This window comes from Burkholderia sp. GW821-FHT14F03, from assembly GCF_058803765.1.
This window is the reverse complement of the sequence record NZ_JBXAPG010000004.1, coordinates 139,478-156,065: the sequence shown is the minus strand read 5'-3', so window position 1 is coordinate 156,065 and position 16,588 is coordinate 139,478. Positions and strand designations below refer to the sequence as shown.

General features: G+C 71.1%; 12 protein-coding genes. 6 read left to right on the top strand and 6 right to left on the bottom strand.

Annotation, left to right across the window (positions count from 1 at the left end; all coding sequences use genetic code 11):
- Positions 1-168 precede the first annotated feature (168 nt).
- Together AC1RQF_RS04445 and AC1RQF_RS04440 are read left to right on the top strand one after the other, a co-directional pair.
- Complete coding sequence (locus AC1RQF_RS04445; protein ID WP_274000213.1) at positions 169-1,872, top strand: thiamine pyrophosphate-binding protein; 1,704 nt, start codon at positions 169-171, stop codon at positions 1,870-1,872.
- Between the two features lie 18 nt (positions 1,873-1,890).
- A complete protein-coding gene (locus AC1RQF_RS04440) occupies positions 1,891-2,961 on the top strand; it encodes a glycosyltransferase family 9 protein (RefSeq protein ID WP_492871394.1) in 1,071 nt (356 codons plus the stop codon).
- Positions 2,962-3,128: 167 nt separating this feature from the next.
- Here AC1RQF_RS04440 and AC1RQF_RS04435 read toward each other — a convergent pair whose 3' ends face one another.
- Positions 3,129-4,145 (bottom strand): helix-turn-helix domain-containing protein, encoded by a 1,017-nt coding sequence (locus tag AC1RQF_RS04435; protein WP_274000210.1) that lies wholly within the window; start codon positions 4,143-4,145, stop codon positions 3,129-3,131.
- A 301-nt stretch (positions 4,146-4,446) separates the two neighbouring features.
- Between AC1RQF_RS04435 and adh the strand changes: the two genes are divergently transcribed.
- The gene (gene adh, locus AC1RQF_RS04430) at positions 4,447-5,967 is read left to right on the top strand and encodes an aldehyde dehydrogenase (protein WP_274000209.1); all 1,521 of its coding nucleotides are present in this window, start codon (positions 4,447-4,449) and stop codon (positions 5,965-5,967) included.
- 237 nt (positions 5,968-6,204) lie between these two features.
- Here adh and AC1RQF_RS04425 read toward each other — a convergent pair whose 3' ends face one another.
- Complete coding sequence (locus AC1RQF_RS04425; RefSeq protein ID WP_492871393.1) at positions 6,205-7,773, bottom strand: MFS transporter; 1,569 nt, start codon at positions 7,771-7,773, stop codon at positions 6,205-6,207.
- Positions 7,774-7,960: 187 nt separating this feature from the next.
- On the opposite strand from AC1RQF_RS04425, the gene AC1RQF_RS04420 reads away from it, so the two are divergent.
- Entirely contained in the window at positions 7,961-8,851 is an 891-nt protein-coding gene (locus AC1RQF_RS04420) for a LysR family transcriptional regulator (protein ID WP_274000205.1), read from the top strand.
- A gap of 19 nt (positions 8,852-8,870) precedes the next feature.
- On the opposite strand, the gene eutC is transcribed toward AC1RQF_RS04420, so the two are convergent.
- The 3 genes from eutC to eat form a co-directional block, all read right to left on the bottom strand.
- Positions 8,871-9,665: an ethanolamine ammonia-lyase subunit EutC gene (gene eutC / locus AC1RQF_RS04415; RefSeq protein WP_492871392.1), complete on the bottom strand. Its 795-nt coding sequence runs from the start codon at positions 9,663-9,665 to the stop codon at positions 8,871-8,873.
- A complete protein-coding gene (locus AC1RQF_RS04410; RefSeq protein WP_274000202.1) occupies positions 9,662-11,059 on the bottom strand; it encodes an ethanolamine ammonia-lyase subunit EutB in 1,398 nt (465 codons plus the stop codon). The genes eutC and AC1RQF_RS04410 overlap by 4 nt, the downstream gene beginning before the upstream one ends.
- Before the next feature lie 70 nt (positions 11,060-11,129).
- Positions 11,130-12,539 (bottom strand): ethanolamine permease, encoded by a 1,410-nt coding sequence (gene eat / locus AC1RQF_RS04405; protein WP_492871391.1) that lies wholly within the window; start codon positions 12,537-12,539, stop codon positions 11,130-11,132.
- A 278-nt stretch (positions 12,540-12,817) separates the two neighbouring features.
- Here eat and AC1RQF_RS04400 point away from each other — a divergent pair, with 278 nt between their 5' ends.
- The gene (locus AC1RQF_RS04400) at positions 12,818-13,870 is read left to right on the top strand and encodes an acyltransferase family protein (protein ID WP_492871390.1); all 1,053 of its coding nucleotides are present in this window, start codon (positions 12,818-12,820) and stop codon (positions 13,868-13,870) included.
- A gap of 67 nt (positions 13,871-13,937) precedes the next feature.
- On the opposite strand, the gene AC1RQF_RS04395 is transcribed toward AC1RQF_RS04400, so the two are convergent.
- A complete protein-coding gene (locus AC1RQF_RS04395; RefSeq protein WP_274000196.1) occupies positions 13,938-15,401 on the bottom strand; it encodes a mechanosensitive ion channel in 1,464 nt (487 codons plus the stop codon).
- 304 nt (positions 15,402-15,705) lie between these two features.
- Between AC1RQF_RS04395 and AC1RQF_RS04390 the strand changes: the two genes are divergently transcribed.
- Entirely contained in the window at positions 15,706-16,575 is an 870-nt protein-coding gene (locus AC1RQF_RS04390; protein ID WP_274000195.1) for an AraC family transcriptional regulator, read from the top strand.
- Positions 16,576-16,588: the final 13 nt, after the last annotated feature.

Below are 16,588 nucleotides of genomic sequence, written 5' to 3'. Positions count from 1 at the left end.
GCCCGTCGCCGCCTCGCCGCCGCGATGAAGACGAACCCGCCGCACGGCGGATGCACGGAGCCGGGCGCGCCAATCGCGCCCCTCGAAACCCACCCGCCATCCCCGCCTTTTCTCTCCTGCCCATCCGGCGTAAGCTATCCCTCCCGTCAAGAAGGGAGCCCGCATCCGATGTCGAATTCCCCGGATTTCGAAGCGCGCACCACCACCGGTGCCCGATTGCTGGTCGACGCGCTGCTCGCGAATCATGTCGAGCGCGTGTTCTGCGTTCCCGGCGAGAGCTTTCTCGCCGTCCTCGATGTCCTGGCCGACGAAACCGAACGCCTGCCCACCGTCGTCTGCCGCCACGAAGCCGCCGCCGCGAACATGGCGGAAGCGACCGGCAAGCTGACCGGCAAGCCCGGCGTCGCGTTCGTCACGCGCGGCCCCGGCGCGACCCATGCGTCGATCGGCGTGCACACCGCGTTCCAGGATTCCACGCCGATGATCCTGTTCATCGGCCAGTGCGCGCGCGAGCATCTCGACCGCGAGGCGTTCCAGGAAATCGACTACCGCCGCATGTTCGGCCAGATGGCCAAGTGGGTGGCGCAGATCGACGATCCGCGCCGGCTGCCCGAATACCTGAGCCATGCGTTTCACGTCGCGACGTCCGGCCGCCCGGGCCCCGTCGTGCTCGCGCTGCCGGAGGACGTGCTGTCCGAGGCCTGCGCGCCGCAAGCGATCGCGCCCGCCGCGAAGCGCGTCGCCGCCGCGCCGTCGGGCGCGCAGATGGACGAGCTGCGCGAACGCCTCGCGCGCGCCGAGCGGCCGTTCCTGATCGTCGGCGGCAGCGGCTGGACCCCGCAGGCCCACGCCGACCTGCGCCGCTTCGTCGAGGCCTGGCAGCTGCCGGTCGGCTGCGCGTTCCGCTACCAGGACACCTTCGACAACGAACATCCGCTGTACGCGGGCGACGTCGGCCTCGGCGTGAACCCGGCGCTCGCGCGCCGGATCCGCGAGGCGGACCTGCTGTTCGCGCTCGGCCCGCGCCTCGGCGAAGCCACCACGGGCGGCTACACGCTGCTCGACATCCCGAAGACGCGGCAGACGCTGATTCACGTGCACCAGGGCGCGGACGAGCTGGGCCGGGTCTACGCGGCCGACCTGCCGATCGTGTCGGGGATGCCGGAGATCGCCGCGTCGCTCGCCGCGCTCGCGCCGCCCGAGACGCCCGCCTGGGCCGGCAGCGCGGCCGACGCGCATCGCGCGTATCTCGACTGGCGCGCGCCGCTGCCGATGCCGGGCGACCTGCAACTCGGCGAGGTGATGCAGACACTGCGCGCGCGCCTGCCGCACGATGCGATCGTCACCAACGGCGCGGGCAACTACGCGATCTGGCTGCACCGTCACTTCCCGTACCGGCATTTCCGTTCGCAGCTCGCGCCGACGAGCGGCGCGATGGGCTACGGCGTGCCGGCCGCGCTCGCCGCGAAGGCGCTGTATCCCGCGCGCACCGTCGTCGCGTTCGCGGGCGACGGCTGCTTCATGATGGCCGGCAACGAGCTGGCGACGGCGATGCAGTACGGCCTCGCGATCGTCGTGATCGTCGTCAACAACGGCCACTTCGGCACGATCCGGATGCACCAGGAGCGCAACTATCCGGGACGCGTGCATGGCACGGGCCTCACCAATCCGGATTTCGCGGCCTACGCGCGCGCCTTCGGTGCGCATGGCGAGACCATCGAACGCACCGCCGACTTCGCGCCCGCGTTCGAACGCGCGCTCGCGAGCGGCCTGCCCGCGCTGCTCGAACTGCGCGTGCCGCAGGCGGCCAGCACGCCCGCCGCGACGCTCGACCAGATCCGCGCGCAGGGCGAGCGCGCGCACCAGCGCTAGGCGATGGACGCGGCGGCGATGGCAGCGCGCCCGCTTACGCGCGACGAGGCGCTCGTGCATCCCGGCTCGCTGCTGACGCCGGACGGACGGCTCGTCGCGCCGTACGATCTCGCGCACGCGCCCGCCTCGGCGGCCGCCGCGTGCGTTCCCGCGTCGCAGCTGCCGGGCGTCTTTCACGCCGCGCACCACGCGTTCCGGCTCGACTACGCGCAGTGCGGGACGGTTCACGTGATCAACGGGATGGGCATCGCGCTCGGCGATTCGGTGATCGGGCTCACCGCGCTGGCGGCGCTGCGCGCGCGCCATCCCGCGCTGCGCTTCGTGCTGTACCGGCCGGCTCACGCGCCCGCCTATGTCGACGCGCTGTACCAGCTGGCGACCGCGGCGATCGCCCCCTGCCGCCGCCTGCCGTGGCCCGCGGATCGGCTGCCCGCGCACGAACCCCGCATCGACCTCGGCAATCAGCTGTATTGGCCCGCGTTCGCCGAGCGGCCGATGATCGACTTCTTCCTGTCCGCGCTCGGCGTCGATCCCGCCACGATCCCGGCCGACGCGAAGCGCAACCGCTGGCTCGCCGATCTCGCGCTGCCGGCCCTGCCGCCCGCCTGGCGCACACGCCGCTACGCGCTGTTCTGCCCGACCGCGAGCACCCCGCTGCGCAGCATCCCGGCCGCGCGGCACGCCGCGCTCGTCGGCCGACTCGCCGACGCCTACCGGCTGCCAGTGCTCGGCTTCGGGCCGGTCGACCATCCCGCCTATGTCGACGTGCAGGCGCACTCGACCGACACCGCGCGATTCATCGCGTGGGTCGCCCACGCCGACGTGCTGCTCGCCGCCGACACCTCGGCCGTGCATCTCGCGGCCGGCTTCGACGTGCCGACGCTCGCGTGTTTTTCCAGCATCGCGCCCGCGCTGAGGGTGCGCGACTATCCGCACTGCACCGGCGTCGCGCTGCCCGTGCCGGAAGAATGGCGCGGCCGGCATGCGGGGGCGTCGGAGGCGGAACTGGAGGAACTCGACGCCCTGTACCGGGCAGTCGACTGGAGCCGGATCGTGTGGCCACGCGCGCGTGAGCGTGCAGGCCGCTGAGCCGCTACCCGAGCAGGCGCCGGCTCACGCCGCATGAACCCGCGCGCGCAGCGGATCCGCGCGGAAGCGCCGGAACCGTCCGCGCAGCACGGCGCGTGCCGACCGCCGCGAAAAGCGCCGGCGCGCACCCGCGCGGCCGGCCGCGCGGCAGACGGGCGCGCAGACGTTCAGCATGCGAGCGCCGCCCCGCGCAGCGCCTCCGAGGGCCGCTCGCCGAACATGCGGCGATAGTCGGTCGCGAACTGGCTCAGATGCCAGAAGCCCCACGCGGCGGCGACGTCCTGCACCGAGCCCGCGTCGCGCCCGCACAGGTCGCGGCGCGCGCCGTTCAGGCGCAGCGTGCGCAGGTAGGTCGCGGGCGCCATCCCGAGCACGTCCTGGAAACAGTACTGCAAGGTGCGGCGGCTCACGTGCAGCTGCTCGCACAGCTCGGGCACGCCGACCGGCCGCGAGCGGTGCGCGAGCACGTAGTCGCGCGCCTGTGCGACGATCCTGCGGCGTCGCGACGGCTGGCCGGCGTCGGCCGCCCCGGCGGGCGCCCCGTAGAGATCGAACAACGCCGCGAGCAGCCCGGCCTGCAGGTCGCGGCGCTCGCAGTCCGACAGCGGCGCGGCCGCCGCTTCGGCCCGCCCGAGCCCGCGCGCGAGCTGCGCGCACAGACGCGCGAGCCGCGCCTCCCCGACCTGCGCGACCGCCTGCCCCGGCAAACGCTCGTCGAGCCCGCAGCGCTCGACCTGCTCCGCATAGCGCCGCAGCACGTCGCCGCGCACCACGAGGCCGTAGATCGAGAAATGCGCGGGCGTCAGCAACTCGAATTCGACGTTGCCGGGCCGGAACGCCAACGCGTCGGCCGTGATCGGGCACGCGTCGATCCGCGCGCCGCCGTCGCGCGCGAGCGGCACGCCGAACCAGTACGCATCGCCGCGCACCTCGCAGGCCTGGCGCAGCGTATGGCTCGTGGTCTCGCGAAACAGCTTCATCGTGTCGAGCGGCAGCTCGGTCAGCGTGCCGACGAAGCGGCCCGCCGCAAGCTGGTCGTAGGTCTGGCGCCAGCCGATCAGGTTGCGGGCCTGCTCGTCGGCGTCATGGGCGACGCTGACCACCGCGCGCCCGGCCGGCCCTTCCCCGCCCCCCGCGCTGCGCCGGGTGTCCGCCGCCGTCGTCTCGACCCGCCCCTGTTCCATGAACGCCTCCGCGATTCCGCTGAACCTCACCGGCCGCGAGCGATGCAATTCCCGTGCCGAAGCGCCGCCCGCGCCCGCGCGCTGCGACGCCGCGCCGCACTGTTCAAGGCTGGCGCAACCCGGCGCACACGCATTGCGCCATCCCGGCACAGTCGCCGCCGCGCACCCGCGCGGTGCGCCGGGCCGGCCCGCGCGCAGGCCCGGCGCGGCGGCGCACCGGCGGCTGGCACGCTTCTGGCGTAACGCTCGGACGCCGCGCGCTCGCGCGGCGCATTCCAATCGACATGCGAGGAGCAACGCGATGAATCACGCGGACATGCAGCACCTGAACATTGAGTTCCCGTTCCGCAAGCAGTACGGGAATTTCATCGGCGGCGAATGGGTCGCCCCGGTTGGCGGCGAGTACTTCGACAACATCTCGCCCGTCACCGGCCAGCCGTTCACCGCGATCCCGCGCTCGCGCGAAGCCGACATCGAACGCGCGCTCGACGCCGCGCACGCCGCGAAGGCCGGGTGGGGCGCGACGTCCGCCGCCGATCGCGCGAACGTGCTGCTGCGGATCGCCGACCGCATGGAGGCGAACCTCGCGCGCCTCGCGGTGGCCGAGACGATCGACAACGGCAAGCCGCTGCGCGAGACCACCGCGGCCGACATCCCGCTCGCGATCGACCACTTCCGCTATTTCGCGGGCTGCATCCGCGCGCAGGAAGGCTCGATCGCCGACATCGGCGGCGATCTCGTCGCCTATCACTTCCACGAGCCGCTCGGCGTGGTCGGGCAGATCATCCCGTGGAACTTCCCGATCCTGATGGCCGCGTGGAAGGTCGCGCCCGCGCTCGCGGCCGGCAACTGCGTGGTGCTCAAGCCCGCGGAGCAGACGCCCGCGTCGATTCTCGTGCTGGCCGAACTGATCCAGGATCTGCTGCCGCCCGGCGTGCTGAACATCGTCAACGGCTTCGGGCTCGAAGCGGGCAAACCGCTCGCGTCGAGCAAGCGGATCGCGAAGATCGCGTTCACCGGCGAGACCTCGACGGGCCGCCTGATCATGCAGTACGCGAGCGAGAACCTGATCCCCGTCACGCTCGAACTGGGCGGCAAGAGCCCGAACGTGTTCTTCGCCGACGTGATGGACCGCGACGACAGCTATTTCGACAAGGCGCTCGAAGGCTTCGCGATGTTCGCGCTGAACCAGGGCGAGGTCTGCACGTGCCCGTCGCGCGCGCTCGTCGAGGAAAGCATCTACGACCGCTTCATCGAGCGCGCGCTCAAGCGCGTCGAGTCGATCCGCCAGGGCCACCCGCTCGACGCGCAGACCATGATCGGCGCGCAGGCCTCGGCCGAGCAGCTCGAGAAGATCCTGTCGTACATCGACCTCGGCCGCCAGGAAGGCGCGCAATGCCTGACGGGCGGCGAGCGCAACACGCTCGGCGGCGAACTGGCGGAAGGCTATTACGTGAAGCCGACCGTGTTCCGCGGTCACAACCGGATGCGCATCTTCCAGGAAGAGATCTTCGGGCCGGTGCTGTCGGTGGCCACCTTCAAGAACGAGGAGGAAGCGCTCGAAATCGCCAACGACACGCTGTATGGGCTCGGCGCCGGTCTGTGGACCCGCGACGGCAATCGCGCCTACCGCTTCGGTCGCGCGATCCAGGCGGGCCGCGTGTGGACCAACTGCTACCACGCGTATCCGGCGCATGCGGCGTTCGGCGGCTACAAGCAATCGGGGATCGGCCGCGAAACCCACAAGATGATGCTCGACCACTACCAGCAGACGAAGAACCTGCTCGTCAGCTACAGCGACAAGCCGCTCGGCTTGTTCTGAGCGGCGCCGCGCCGGGTTCGGCGCGGTGCGGCCGGCGGGATCGTCCGGGCGTCTTGGGCGGTTCCGCCGGGCTTGTTCTTCGGCCCGGCGCGTGTCGCCGGCGATCTCCCCGGTCATCCGCGCGCCGCGCAGTGCCATTCGCCCGGCCGCGCGACCGCGCCTCACCTGTCATTTCGCTCCAGCAGGAGTCGGCGCGCCCGACGTCCCTCCTCCCGCCACGCCATCTCGCGCCCGCCCTCACCCGCCGTCCCGCTCCAGCACCAGCGAGCCCGCGCCCGACGTCCGGCCGCCCTTGCGCGGCGCCGCCTCGTCCGCGCGCACCCGGCTCAGGAACGCGAACACCACCACCGCGCACGCAGCCGTGACCACGGTCAGCCCGTCCAGCAGGCTGCCGAATGCGTCCCGGTACTGCGCGGCCAGATCCTCACGCGTCACCCCCGGCAACACGACGGCGGCCCGCGCTAGATCGCCCGTCGCCAGCCGCGCCGCCGCCTCGGCTAGCGCATGCGGCGCGGCCGCCGGCGCGATCCCGTGCAGCCGCGTCGCGACGAGCGCCGCGAGCAGCGCGCCGACGATCGCGAGCGCGATTCCCTCGCCCGCCACGCGCGTCGTGCTGAAAATCCCGGTCGCCATCCCCGCGCGCTCCTTCGGCACGACGCTGATCGACAAGCCATCCATCAGTCCCCAGGGCAGGCCCGCGCCGACGCCGATCACGGCCATCGGCGCGAGCGCCGCGCGCCCCGCGCCCTCCGTCAGCGCCGCGCCGAGCCAGTGCAGGCCGGCCGCCGCGACCAGCAGGCCGACCCCGGCGATCAGCCCGGCGGACATCCAGCGCGTCAGCAGTGCGGCCACGAGCGGCACGATCAGCATCGGCGCGGACAGCGCGAGCATCAGCAGGCCGGCGTCGAGGGCCCGGTAACCGTCGACGCCGATGAAGCGCAGGGGCAGCAGCACCAGCAGCACGATGTAGCAATAGCAGGTCGCGACCGGCAGCACCTGCACGCCGACGAAGCGCGGATAGCGGAACAGCGACAGGTCGAGCATCGGCCGCGCCACGCGCGCCTCGATCGCGGCGAAGCCGGCCGCGAGCACTGCCGCGCCCGCGAGCAGGCCGACGACGAGCGGGCTCGTCCAGCCGTCCTCGGGCGCCTGGATCACGCCGAACGTGAACAGCGACAGCGCGCCGGTGAAGCTCGCCGCCCCCGCCCAGTCGAGCCCGGCCGCGGCCGGATCGCGCGTCTCGCGCAGCCGCGGCGCGCCCACCAGCAGCGCGAGCGCACCCACCAGCGCGCCCGTCGCGAAGATCGCGCGCCAGCCCAGCAGCTCGATCAGCCAGCCCGCGAGCACGGGGCCGAACGCGAGCCCGAGCCCGAAGGTCGTGCCGAGCAGGCTGAACGCGCGGGTCCGCGCCGCGCCGTCGAACTCCTGCGCCAGCGCGGCCGTCCCGCCCGCGAGCGCCGCCGCGGCGGCCGCGCCCTGCGCCGCACGCAGCAGGTCGACCACGAGCAGCGTCGGCGCGAAGCCGAGCGCGGCCGACGCCAACGCGAAACCGCCCACGCCGATCAGGAAGACCCGCTTGCGGCCGAACTGGTCCGCGAGCGCGCCCGCCGCCATCAGCAGGCTGCCGAAGCTCAGCATGAAGGCATTGGTGATCCAGTTCAGCGCAACCGGGCCGCCCGGCAGCGCGCGGCCGATCGCGGGCGTCGCCACCGCGCCGCCCGCGAAGCTCAGCGGCAGCGCGAGCGCGGCGAGGCACACCGCCAGCAGAATCATGCGGCGCCGCCGCGCCGCCAGGGGGGAAACCATCGACGCTCCTCGTCAGTAGCCGGGGCCGCCCGTCGCGCATGCCCTGCGCGCGGCCCGTCGGAGCGATGAAAGATAATTCGGATCTAATCAAAGAAAAACAACGTGAAACTCCTCAGATAGTGGAGTTAAATTCCGCAATTGCATTCGGCATTCGGTATTTGGCCTCTGACACCCGGAATCGGCTCCCATGGACAACCTCAACGGCATCGTCGCCTTCGTGCGCACGGCGGAGACGCTGAGCTTCGTCGCCGCCGGGCGCAAGCTCGGGATCTCGGCGTCGGCGGTCGGCAAGACGATCGCGAAGCTCGAACAGTCGCTCGGCGTGCGGCTGTTTCACCGCACCACGCGCCGGGTCACGCTCACCGACGAAGGGCGGCACTTCCACGAACGCTGCCACCGGATCCTGGAGGAGCTGCGCGACGCGGAGGCCACGCTGTCGGAATCGGCGCAGACGCCGCGCGGCCGGCTGCGCGTGAGCCTGCCCGTGATCGGTTACCGTTTCCTGCTGCCGGTGCTGCCGGAATTCCGCGCGCGCTATCCGGACATCGAACTCGATCTCGATTTCAACGACCGGCTCGTCGACGTGGTCGACGGCGGCTTCGACGCGGTGATCCGCAGCGGCCAGCTGACCGATTCGAGCCTGATGTCGCGCCGCCTGGGGCCGTTCCGCTTCGTGCTGTGCGCGGCGCCCGCCTATCTCGAACGGGCCGGCGCGCCCGGGATACCGGACGACCTCGCCGCGCATGCCTGCGTGCGCTACCGCTTCCCGACCACCGGCAAGCTGCAGCCGTGGGCGCTCGCGCACGACGGCGGCGAGCCGCCGAACCTGCGCGCGGCGATGACCTGCAACAACATGGAGGCGTTGCGCGCGGCGGTGCTGGCCGGCTTCGGCATCGGCTACATGCCCGATTTCCTCGCGCGCGACGCACTCGCATGCGGCGCGCTCGTCACGGTGCTCGACGACTACCGGATCGCGCCCGGGCAATTCTCGGTGCTGTGGCCGTCGAGCCGCCAGCTGTCGCCGAAGCTGCGGGTGTTCGTCGACTTCCTGTGCGCGCGCCTGTTCCAGCCCGCCTGAGCGGCGGGCCCGCCGCCGCTCAAACGTCCGACAGCTGCGCGGGCGCCGCCGCGCCGGGCAGCGTGGCGTCGCTGTCGTCCTTGAGCCCGACGCCCGTGAGGCCGAGCCGCCGCGCATGGGTGAGCAGGTAGTGGAGCTTGTGCGCGGCCGCCGCGTAGGGCAGCCCCTCCGGCCGCACGTTCGAGATGCAGTTGCGCAGCGCGTCGTGGCAGCCGACCTTCGGCGCATAGGTGAGATAGACCCCGAGGCTGTCCGGCGAGCTGAGCCCCGGACGCTCGCCGATCAGCATCGCGACGAGCCGCGCGCGCAGCAGCTCGCCGATCTCGTCGCCGAGCGCGACGCGCGCCTGCTGCGCGACCACCACCGGGCCGACCCGCCAGCCGTCGACGTCGAGCCGTCCGCGCACCGCCTGCAGCAGCGGCAGCGCCTGCTTCGCGGCCGCGAACGCCGACAGCCCGTCGCCGATCACGAACACCAGCTCGGGCGGCTCGCCCGCCGCCTCGCCCGCTTGCGCGAGCGCCGCGCGGCTGGCGTCCGACAGCCGCCGCCCGAGGTCGGGCCGCCGCAGGTAGTGCTGGCGATCGGGCGCCGCGCTGTGCGCGTTGAGCGACGCGAATCCCGCGTCGGCCAGCGCGCGGTGCAGCGCCTCCACGTCGAGCGGCTGGTGCACGGCGTCGCGCGCCTGCGCGTGCGACAGGTTGAACGCGAGCAGCGGCGCGGTCGGCAGGCTGCTGCCCGTGCGGCCGAGCGCGATCCGCGCGTTCGTGAACGCCTTCAGTTCGCCCCACGGATTCTTCTCGATGGCGTCGCTCATGCGTCGAGCCCCATCCATTCGTGCGCGCCCGCGAGCAGGGGTTGGCGCGGCGATGCGGCCAGGAGCGCGCCGCGCGCGTCCGCGATGCCCATCGTCTCCAGCCACTCCTCGAATTCCGGCGCGCGCCGCAGCCCCAGCACCTCGCGCACGTACAGCGCGTCGTGGAACGAGGTGCTCTGGTAGTTGAGCATCACGTCGTCCGCGCCGGGGATGCCCATGATGAAGTTGATGCCGGCCGCGCCGAGCAGCGTCAGCAGCGTGTCCATGTCGTCCTGGTCGGCTTCCGCGTGGTTCGTGTAGCAGATGTCGCAGCCCATCGGCACGCCGAGCAGCTTGCCGCAGAAGTGATCCTCGAGCCCCGCGCGGATGATCTGCTTGCCGTCGTACAGATACTCGGGGCCGATGAAGCCGACCACCGTGTTGACGAGGAACGGCTCGAACTTGCGCGCGACCGCGTAGGCGCGCACCTCGCAGGTCTGCTGGTCGACGCCGTGATGCGCGTTCGCGGACAGCGCGCTGCCCTGGCCCGTCTCGAAGTACATGAGGTTGTCGCCGACCGTGCCGCGCCGCAGCGACAGCGCGGCCTCGCGCGCCTCGCGCAGCAGCGCGAGCGAGATCCCGAAGCTCGCGTTCGCGCGCTCGGTGCCCGCGATCGACTGGAACACGAGATCGACGGGCGCGCCCTTCTCGACCGCCGCGATCGTGTTGGTCACGTGGGTCAGCACGCACGACTGGGTCGGCACCCGGTAGCGCTCGCGGAACCCGTCGATCATGTCGAGCAGCCTGACGATCGCCGCGAGGCTGTCGGTGGCGGGATTGATGCCGATCATCGCATCGCCGCAGCCGTACATGAGGCCGTCGAGCATCGACGCGGCGATGCCCTTCACGTCGTCGGTCGGGTGGTTCGGCTGCAGGCGCACCGACATCCGCCCCGCCAGCCCGACCGTGTTGCGAAAGCGCGTGACCACACGACGCTTGCGCGCGGCCGCGATCAGATCCTGGTTGCGCATCAGCTTCGACACCGCGGCGACCATCTCGGGCGTGAGGCCCGGCGCGACGCGTTCCAGCGCCGCGCCGTCGACGGCCGACGACAGCAGCCAGTTGCGGAAATCGCCGACCGTCAGGTGCGCGATCTCGGCGAAGGCTGCGCGCGAATGATCGTCGAGGATGAGGCGCGTGACCTCGTCGTCCTCGTAGGGGATCAGCGCCTCGTTCAGGAAGGTCGCGAGCGGCACCTCGGCGAGCGCCATCTTCGCGGCGACGCGCTCCTCCTCGCTCGCGGCGGCGACGCCCGCGAGCTGATCGCCGGACCGCAGCGGGCTCGCCTTCGCGAGCAGGGTTTTCAGGTCCGCGAAGCGGTAGGTGCGCGAACCGATCGTCTCCGTATAAGCCATCCGATGCCGACTCCTTGTGATGCCCGCGGCGCGTGCGCGCGCCGCGGTGCGGGGGCGGGCCGCCCGCGCGTCATTCCTCGACGAGCGCGTCGGCGGGCGCCGCCGAACGCTGCGCGCCGGTCGCGAGGAAATAGCCGTAGCCGAGCGCGAGGAACGCGACGAAGATCAGCGCGACGAGCCCGTTGAAATACACCATCGTCGCGAGACACACGAGCGCCGCGACGAGCGCGAAAGCTGGAAAGAACGGATACAGCGGCGCGCGGAACGGCCGCGCGAGGCGCGGCTGCGTGCGGCGCAGCTTGAACAGGGCCGCCATGCTGACGATATACATCACGATAGCGCCGAACACCGACATCGTCACGATGTTCGCCGTGAGCGTCTGGCCGCCGAACTGGATCAGCTCGTCGCTGTAGATCGCGACGATCCCGACCACGCCGCCCGCGAGGATCGCGCGGTACGGCGTCTGGAAGCGCGGATGCACCTTGGCGAGCCACTCGGGCAGGTAGCCCTCGCGGGCCAGCGCGAAGATCTGTCGCGAATAACCGAGGATGATGCCGTGAAACGACGCGACGAGCCCGAAGAGGCCCAGCCACACGAGCATGTGCATCCAGCCGCTGTTCGCGCCGACGATGTACTTCATCGCCTGCGGCAGCGGATCGTTGATGTTGGCGAGCCTGGTCCAGTCGCCCGCGCCGCCGGCGAACACCATCACGCCGATCGCGAGCACGACGAGCGTCAGGATCCCGGCGACGTAGGCGATCGGGATCGAGCGCTGCGGATTCTTGGCCTCCTCGGCCGCCATCGCGACGCCCTCGATCGCGAGGAAGAACCAGATCGCGAACGGGATCGCGGCGAACATCCCGTGGAACGCGCCGAGGCTGAAATGATCGGCGCCCGCCCAGCCGCCCTTGGCGAAGTTGCTCCACGCGAAGCCCGGCGACACGACGCCCATGAACACGAGCAGCTCGAAGATCGCGAACAGCGTGACGACCAGCTCGAAGGTCGCCGCGATCTGCACGCCGACGATGTTGAGCGCCATGAACACGAGATAGGCGCCCATCGCCGCGTGCTTCGGTTCGAGGCCCGGGAACTGCACATGCAGATAGGCGCCGATCGCGAGTGCGATCGCGGGCGGCGCGAACACGAACTCGACCAGCGTCGCCGCGCCCGCCAGATAGCCGCCCGCCGGCCCGAACGCGCGCCGGGCGTAGGCGAACGGCCCGCCCGCGTGCGGAATCGAAGTGGTCAGCTCGGTGAAGCTGAAGATGAAGGTCGTGTACATCGCCGCCACGAACAGCGCGGTGACGACGAAACCGAGCGTGCCCGCGCTGGCCCAGCCATAGCTCCAGCCGAAGTACTCGCCCGAGATCACGAGCCCGACCGCGATGCCCCACAGCTGCCAGGTGCCGAGCGTCTGCCGGAGAACCGGCTGCGACGCCTTGCCGCCCGCGCCGGGGCGACCTTTCGATTCTGTCTGCATGGATCTCTCCTCAAGTGCGGCTGGCCGGGCGGACCGGTGGTATCTGGCCCCCGCGACTGAAGACCGATCCTAGAGAGTCATTAATCGACGTGTTATCGAAAATCGGCAAACGTCCGGGCTTTCGTTTCGTAAGGGGCAACGCTGCGGGCGAGCGGCATCGGCACGGTGATCCAGGCCACATTGTGGCGCGCGCATGTGTCGGGCGGCCCACACACCGGCGCATGCGCGCTGCCTACATTCATCGCAACGCGGCGTCGCCGCGCCCCCACCAGGCCACCATGCGGGAAACCTATCTCGATACCGCGCGCGGCGCGGGCATCTTCCTCGTCGTGTTCGGGCACGCGCTGCGCGGGGTCGGCGCGGCGGGACTCGTGCCGGACGGCGCGCCCGCCGTGTGGGCGGCCGCGCTCGACTACACGATCCACACGTTCCACATGCCGCTGTTCTTCCTGTTGTCGGGGCGGCACGTCGAGCGCGCGCTGCGCGGCGCGGGCCACGGCTTCCTGCCGGCGCAGCTGCGCGCGGTCGCGCATCCGTACCTGCTGTGGTCGGGGTTGCAGGGCGCGGCGCAGCTCGTGATGACGACGCACGGCACGAACCACGCGTTCGGCGTGGCGGACCTGCTCGCGATCGGCTGGCGGCCGTTCGGCCAGTTCTGGTTTCTCTACGCGTTGATGCTCTGCATGCTGCTCGCGTGGGCGCTCGCCCATACGGCGCCCGCGCTGCTGCGCGCGCACGGGCCGCTCGCCGGCCTCGCGGCGCTCGGTCTTGCGCTCGGCGCGTCGACGCACTGGGGGATCGTCTCGCTCGCGTTGATGAACTGGCCGTTCTTCGCGCTCGGCCTGCTCGCGAACGAGTATTTGCCGCGGCTCGTCGCGCGCGGCGCGACGCCGGGGCGGATCGCCGCGAGCGGCGCCGCGTTCGCGGCGGCCGTGCTGTTCGCGCACGGCCACGGCGAGGCGGACAGCGTCTGGGCCATGCCCGCCGCGCTCGCCGGCATCACCCTCACGCTGCAACTCGCGTGGCGCGCGGACCGGATGCGTGATGCGCCCCGCTGGCGGATCTGGCTCGAATCGGCCGGCATCGCCTCGATGCCGATCTACCTCACGCACATCCTGGTCACGGCGGGCGTGCGTATCGCGCTGCAGCACGCCGGCGTGGCGACGCCCGCCGTGGCGACGCTCGCGCTGCACCTCGCGCTCGGCACCACCGCCGGGCTCGCCGCGCCGATGCTGCTGTACGCGCTGACACTGCGCGCGGGCCTCGCCGGCGTGGCCGGCTTCCCGCCGTTGCCGCACGCGTGGGCAATCGCCTGGAAGCGCGCGGCCTGAGCTTGGCCCGGCCTGACGTGGCTCCGCCTGAACACGACGCGGGGCATGGCACCCCGCATCCCGCGCGTTAGTCCTTGCGATCGCGCGTGTTGATCCAGCGGTCGAGCAGCTTGCCCGCCGCCTCGCGGCCGCCGAGACCGAACGACAGCGCCACCGCCACCGCGACCGCCCCGAGCACGAGCCCGAACGCGAGCTGCACGATCTCATTGGCGATGCCCATCGCGCGCAGCCCCATGGCGAACACGAGGCCGAGGATCGCGAATTGCGCGATCCGCGCGAGCAGGCCGCTCTGGTCGTGGTCGGCCTGCTGGATCACGCGGCGCGCGAGGCCGGCGAGCCAGAAGCCGATCACGAGGATCACGCCGCCCATCAGGATGTGCGCGCCGAACTCGATGAACAGCGTGACGACGTCGCGCACCTGCCCGAAGCCGAGCCGGTTCGCGGCCTCGACGGTCGCGAACAGCATCGCGAAGAAGATCACGAGCCGGCCGGCCAGCACCGACGGCTGCAACGTGCCCGAGAACACCCGTTCGACGCCGAGCACGGCGGGCAGCCCGTCGACGCCCGCCGCCACCAGCAGCTTCTGCACGAGCGTCGCGACGAAGCGCGCGACATAGAACGTGACGAGCAAGATCACGACCGCCGCGACGATGTCGGGCACCGCGCCGAGGAACTGGTCGAGCAGGCGCGTGGCCGGGCCCGAGATCGCCTCGATCTTCAGCGCGTCGAGCGCGGAAATCAGGGTCGGCACGAATACGAAGATATAGACCACGGTGCCGAGCAGGCTCGACAGTTTCACGGGCGTCGCGCTGTCGACGTTCTGCGTGAGACGGTCGGCGCCCGCCGCGCTCAGCAGGTTGACGACGAGGCCGCGCAGGATCCGCGCGACCACCCAGCCGACGAAGCCGATCACGACCGCCGCGAACACGTTCGGGACGATCGCGAGGATCTTGTCGATCATGCCCTGAACCGGCGACAGCAGCCCGTTCAGGTCGAACGCGGCGAGGATCGCGGGAATGAACATCAGGATCACGAGCCAGAACAGCACGTCGCCGAGATAGCCGCTCATCGGCTTCATGCCGGCCGTCTCGGACAGCTTGCCGTCGATCCGGCTCGCCTTCAGTGCCTTCCCCACGATGCTGCGCAAGAGCGAGGCGATCAACCACGCGATCAGCGCGAGCGCGCCGCCGCCGAGCAGGTTCGGCAGGTAGTTGATGATCTTGGTGACGAGCAGCGAGAACGGATTCGATACCGCGTAGAGGTTCAGCACGTTGAAGATGCCGACCGCGGTCACGAGCAGGATCAGCCAGAACAGGCCGCCCGCGACGATGCCTTCGACCTGCGCGCCCTGCCCGGTGCTCTCCGCGATGCGCTGGTCGACCTTCAAGGCGCCCAGCAGCTTGCGCACGCCGGCACGGACCAGCACGGCGATCAGCCAGCCGACGATCAGGATGCCGAGCGCGCCGGCGATCTTGGGCAGGTAAACGCCCAGGGTGCTTTGCAGCGATGTCAAGAAGCCGGATGAATCCATTTGTTCTCTCCCGAAAGCGTGTTGCTGCGGTTGGACATCGATGGACAACCTGCGGACTCCGAAAAATCGGGGCTGCCAGCGCGACCTTACACGGGGAACGATGGCGGATTCAATCGTTTTTCACCGTACTTAAACATTGATCAGCAAATCGTTACGGCCACGCGCACCATGCCGCGTTAAATAGTGCCAGATATAAGGGCGGACGCCCGCGCGACGCGGGCGCGGAACCGGTGCGGAGCGCAAGATTTGTCAAAAGGCGACGTGCTAAGGTGAGCGCCTGTTCCGCCGCCGCCGCGCCGCGCCGATGACCGCCACCCTGCCCGCCTGCTGGACCCGCTACCACGCCCGCCTCGCGCGCGTGCATGCGTATATCCGCGCCCACCTCGACGAACCGCTGGACCTGAACCGGCTCGCCGAGGTTGCGTGTCTGTCGCCCTATCACTGGCACCGGATCTACCAGGGGCTCTACGGTGAGTCGGTGGTGGCGACCGTGCGGCGCATCCGGCTCGCACGCGCGGCGGACGACCTGATCCGGACGGGGCGGCCGATCAGCGACATCGCGCAGCGCGCCGGCTACGGCTCGCCGCATGCGTTCAGCCGCGCGTTTCGCGACGCGTTCGGCATGCCGCCCGCGCAGTACCGGAGCCGGCGCGTGGCGCAACCCGCCCTTTCATCGCAACCAGGAGCGTCATCCATGACCCAGCATGAAGTCGTCTTGCGTCACCTCGATCCGATCGAGGTGTTGTCGGTGGACCATGTCGGCCCGTATCCGGAGATCGGTCTCGCGTTCGAGCAACTCGCGGGCTGGATCGGCGTGCGCGACCTGTTCGGTCCGGACACGCGCTGCATCGGCATCTTCTATGACGATCCGGATGCGACGCCCGCCGCGCAGTTGCGTTCGAAGGCCTGCTTCGCGCTGGGGCCGCGCGCGGCCGGCGTGACGGTCGAGCCGCCGGTGGCGCGCACCGTGATCGCGGGCGGCGAATATGCGGTGCTCACGCATCGCGGGCCTTACCAACAGCTTGCCGAGACCTACGACTGGCTGTACGGCACCTGGCTGCCGGACTCGGGCCGCGAGGCGGCCGACGCGCCGTCGTTCGAGCTGTATCTGAATTCGCCGCAGGAGGTGCGCCCCGCCGAGCTGCTGACGGAAATCCATCTGCCGCTGCGGTGAAGGAAAGCGCCGA

Excerpts from the sequence above, each read along its gene's own strand:
- adh (WP_274000209.1), top strand. The coding sequence starts at position 4,447 with ATGAATCACGCGGACATGCAGCACCTGAACATTGAGTTCCCGTTCCGC.
- AC1RQF_RS04445 (WP_274000213.1), top strand. The coding sequence starts at position 169 with ATGTCGAATTCCCCGGATTTCGAAGCGCGCACCACCACCGGTGCCCGA.
- eat (WP_492871391.1), bottom strand. The coding sequence starts at position 12,539 with ATGCAGACAGAATCGAAAGGTCGCCCCGGCGCGGGCGGCAAGGCGTCG.
- AC1RQF_RS04420 (WP_274000205.1), top strand. The coding sequence starts at position 7,961 with ATGGACAACCTCAACGGCATCGTCGCCTTCGTGCGCACGGCGGAGACG.
- AC1RQF_RS04400 (WP_492871390.1), top strand. The coding sequence starts at position 12,818 with ATGCGGGAAACCTATCTCGATACCGCGCGCGGCGCGGGCATCTTCCTC.
- AC1RQF_RS04435 (WP_274000210.1), bottom strand. The coding sequence starts at position 4,145 with ATGGAACAGGGGCGGGTCGAGACGACGGCGGCGGACACCCGGCGCAGC.
- AC1RQF_RS04425 (WP_492871393.1), bottom strand. The coding sequence starts at position 7,773 with ATGGTTTCCCCCCTGGCGGCGCGGCGGCGCCGCATGATTCTGCTGGCG.
- AC1RQF_RS04440 (WP_492871394.1), top strand. The coding sequence starts at position 1,891 with ATGGCAGCGCGCCCGCTTACGCGCGACGAGGCGCTCGTGCATCCCGGC.
- AC1RQF_RS04390 (WP_274000195.1), top strand. The coding sequence starts at position 15,706 with ATGACCGCCACCCTGCCCGCCTGCTGGACCCGCTACCACGCCCGCCTC.
- eutC (WP_492871392.1), bottom strand. The coding sequence starts at position 9,665 with ATGAGCGACGCCATCGAGAAGAATCCGTGGGGCGAACTGAAGGCGTTC.
- AC1RQF_RS04410 (WP_274000202.1), bottom strand. The coding sequence starts at position 11,059 with ATGGCTTATACGGAGACGATCGGTTCGCGCACCTACCGCTTCGCGGAC.
- AC1RQF_RS04395 (WP_274000196.1), bottom strand. The coding sequence starts at position 15,401 with ATGGATTCATCCGGCTTCTTGACATCGCTGCAAAGCACCCTGGGCGTT.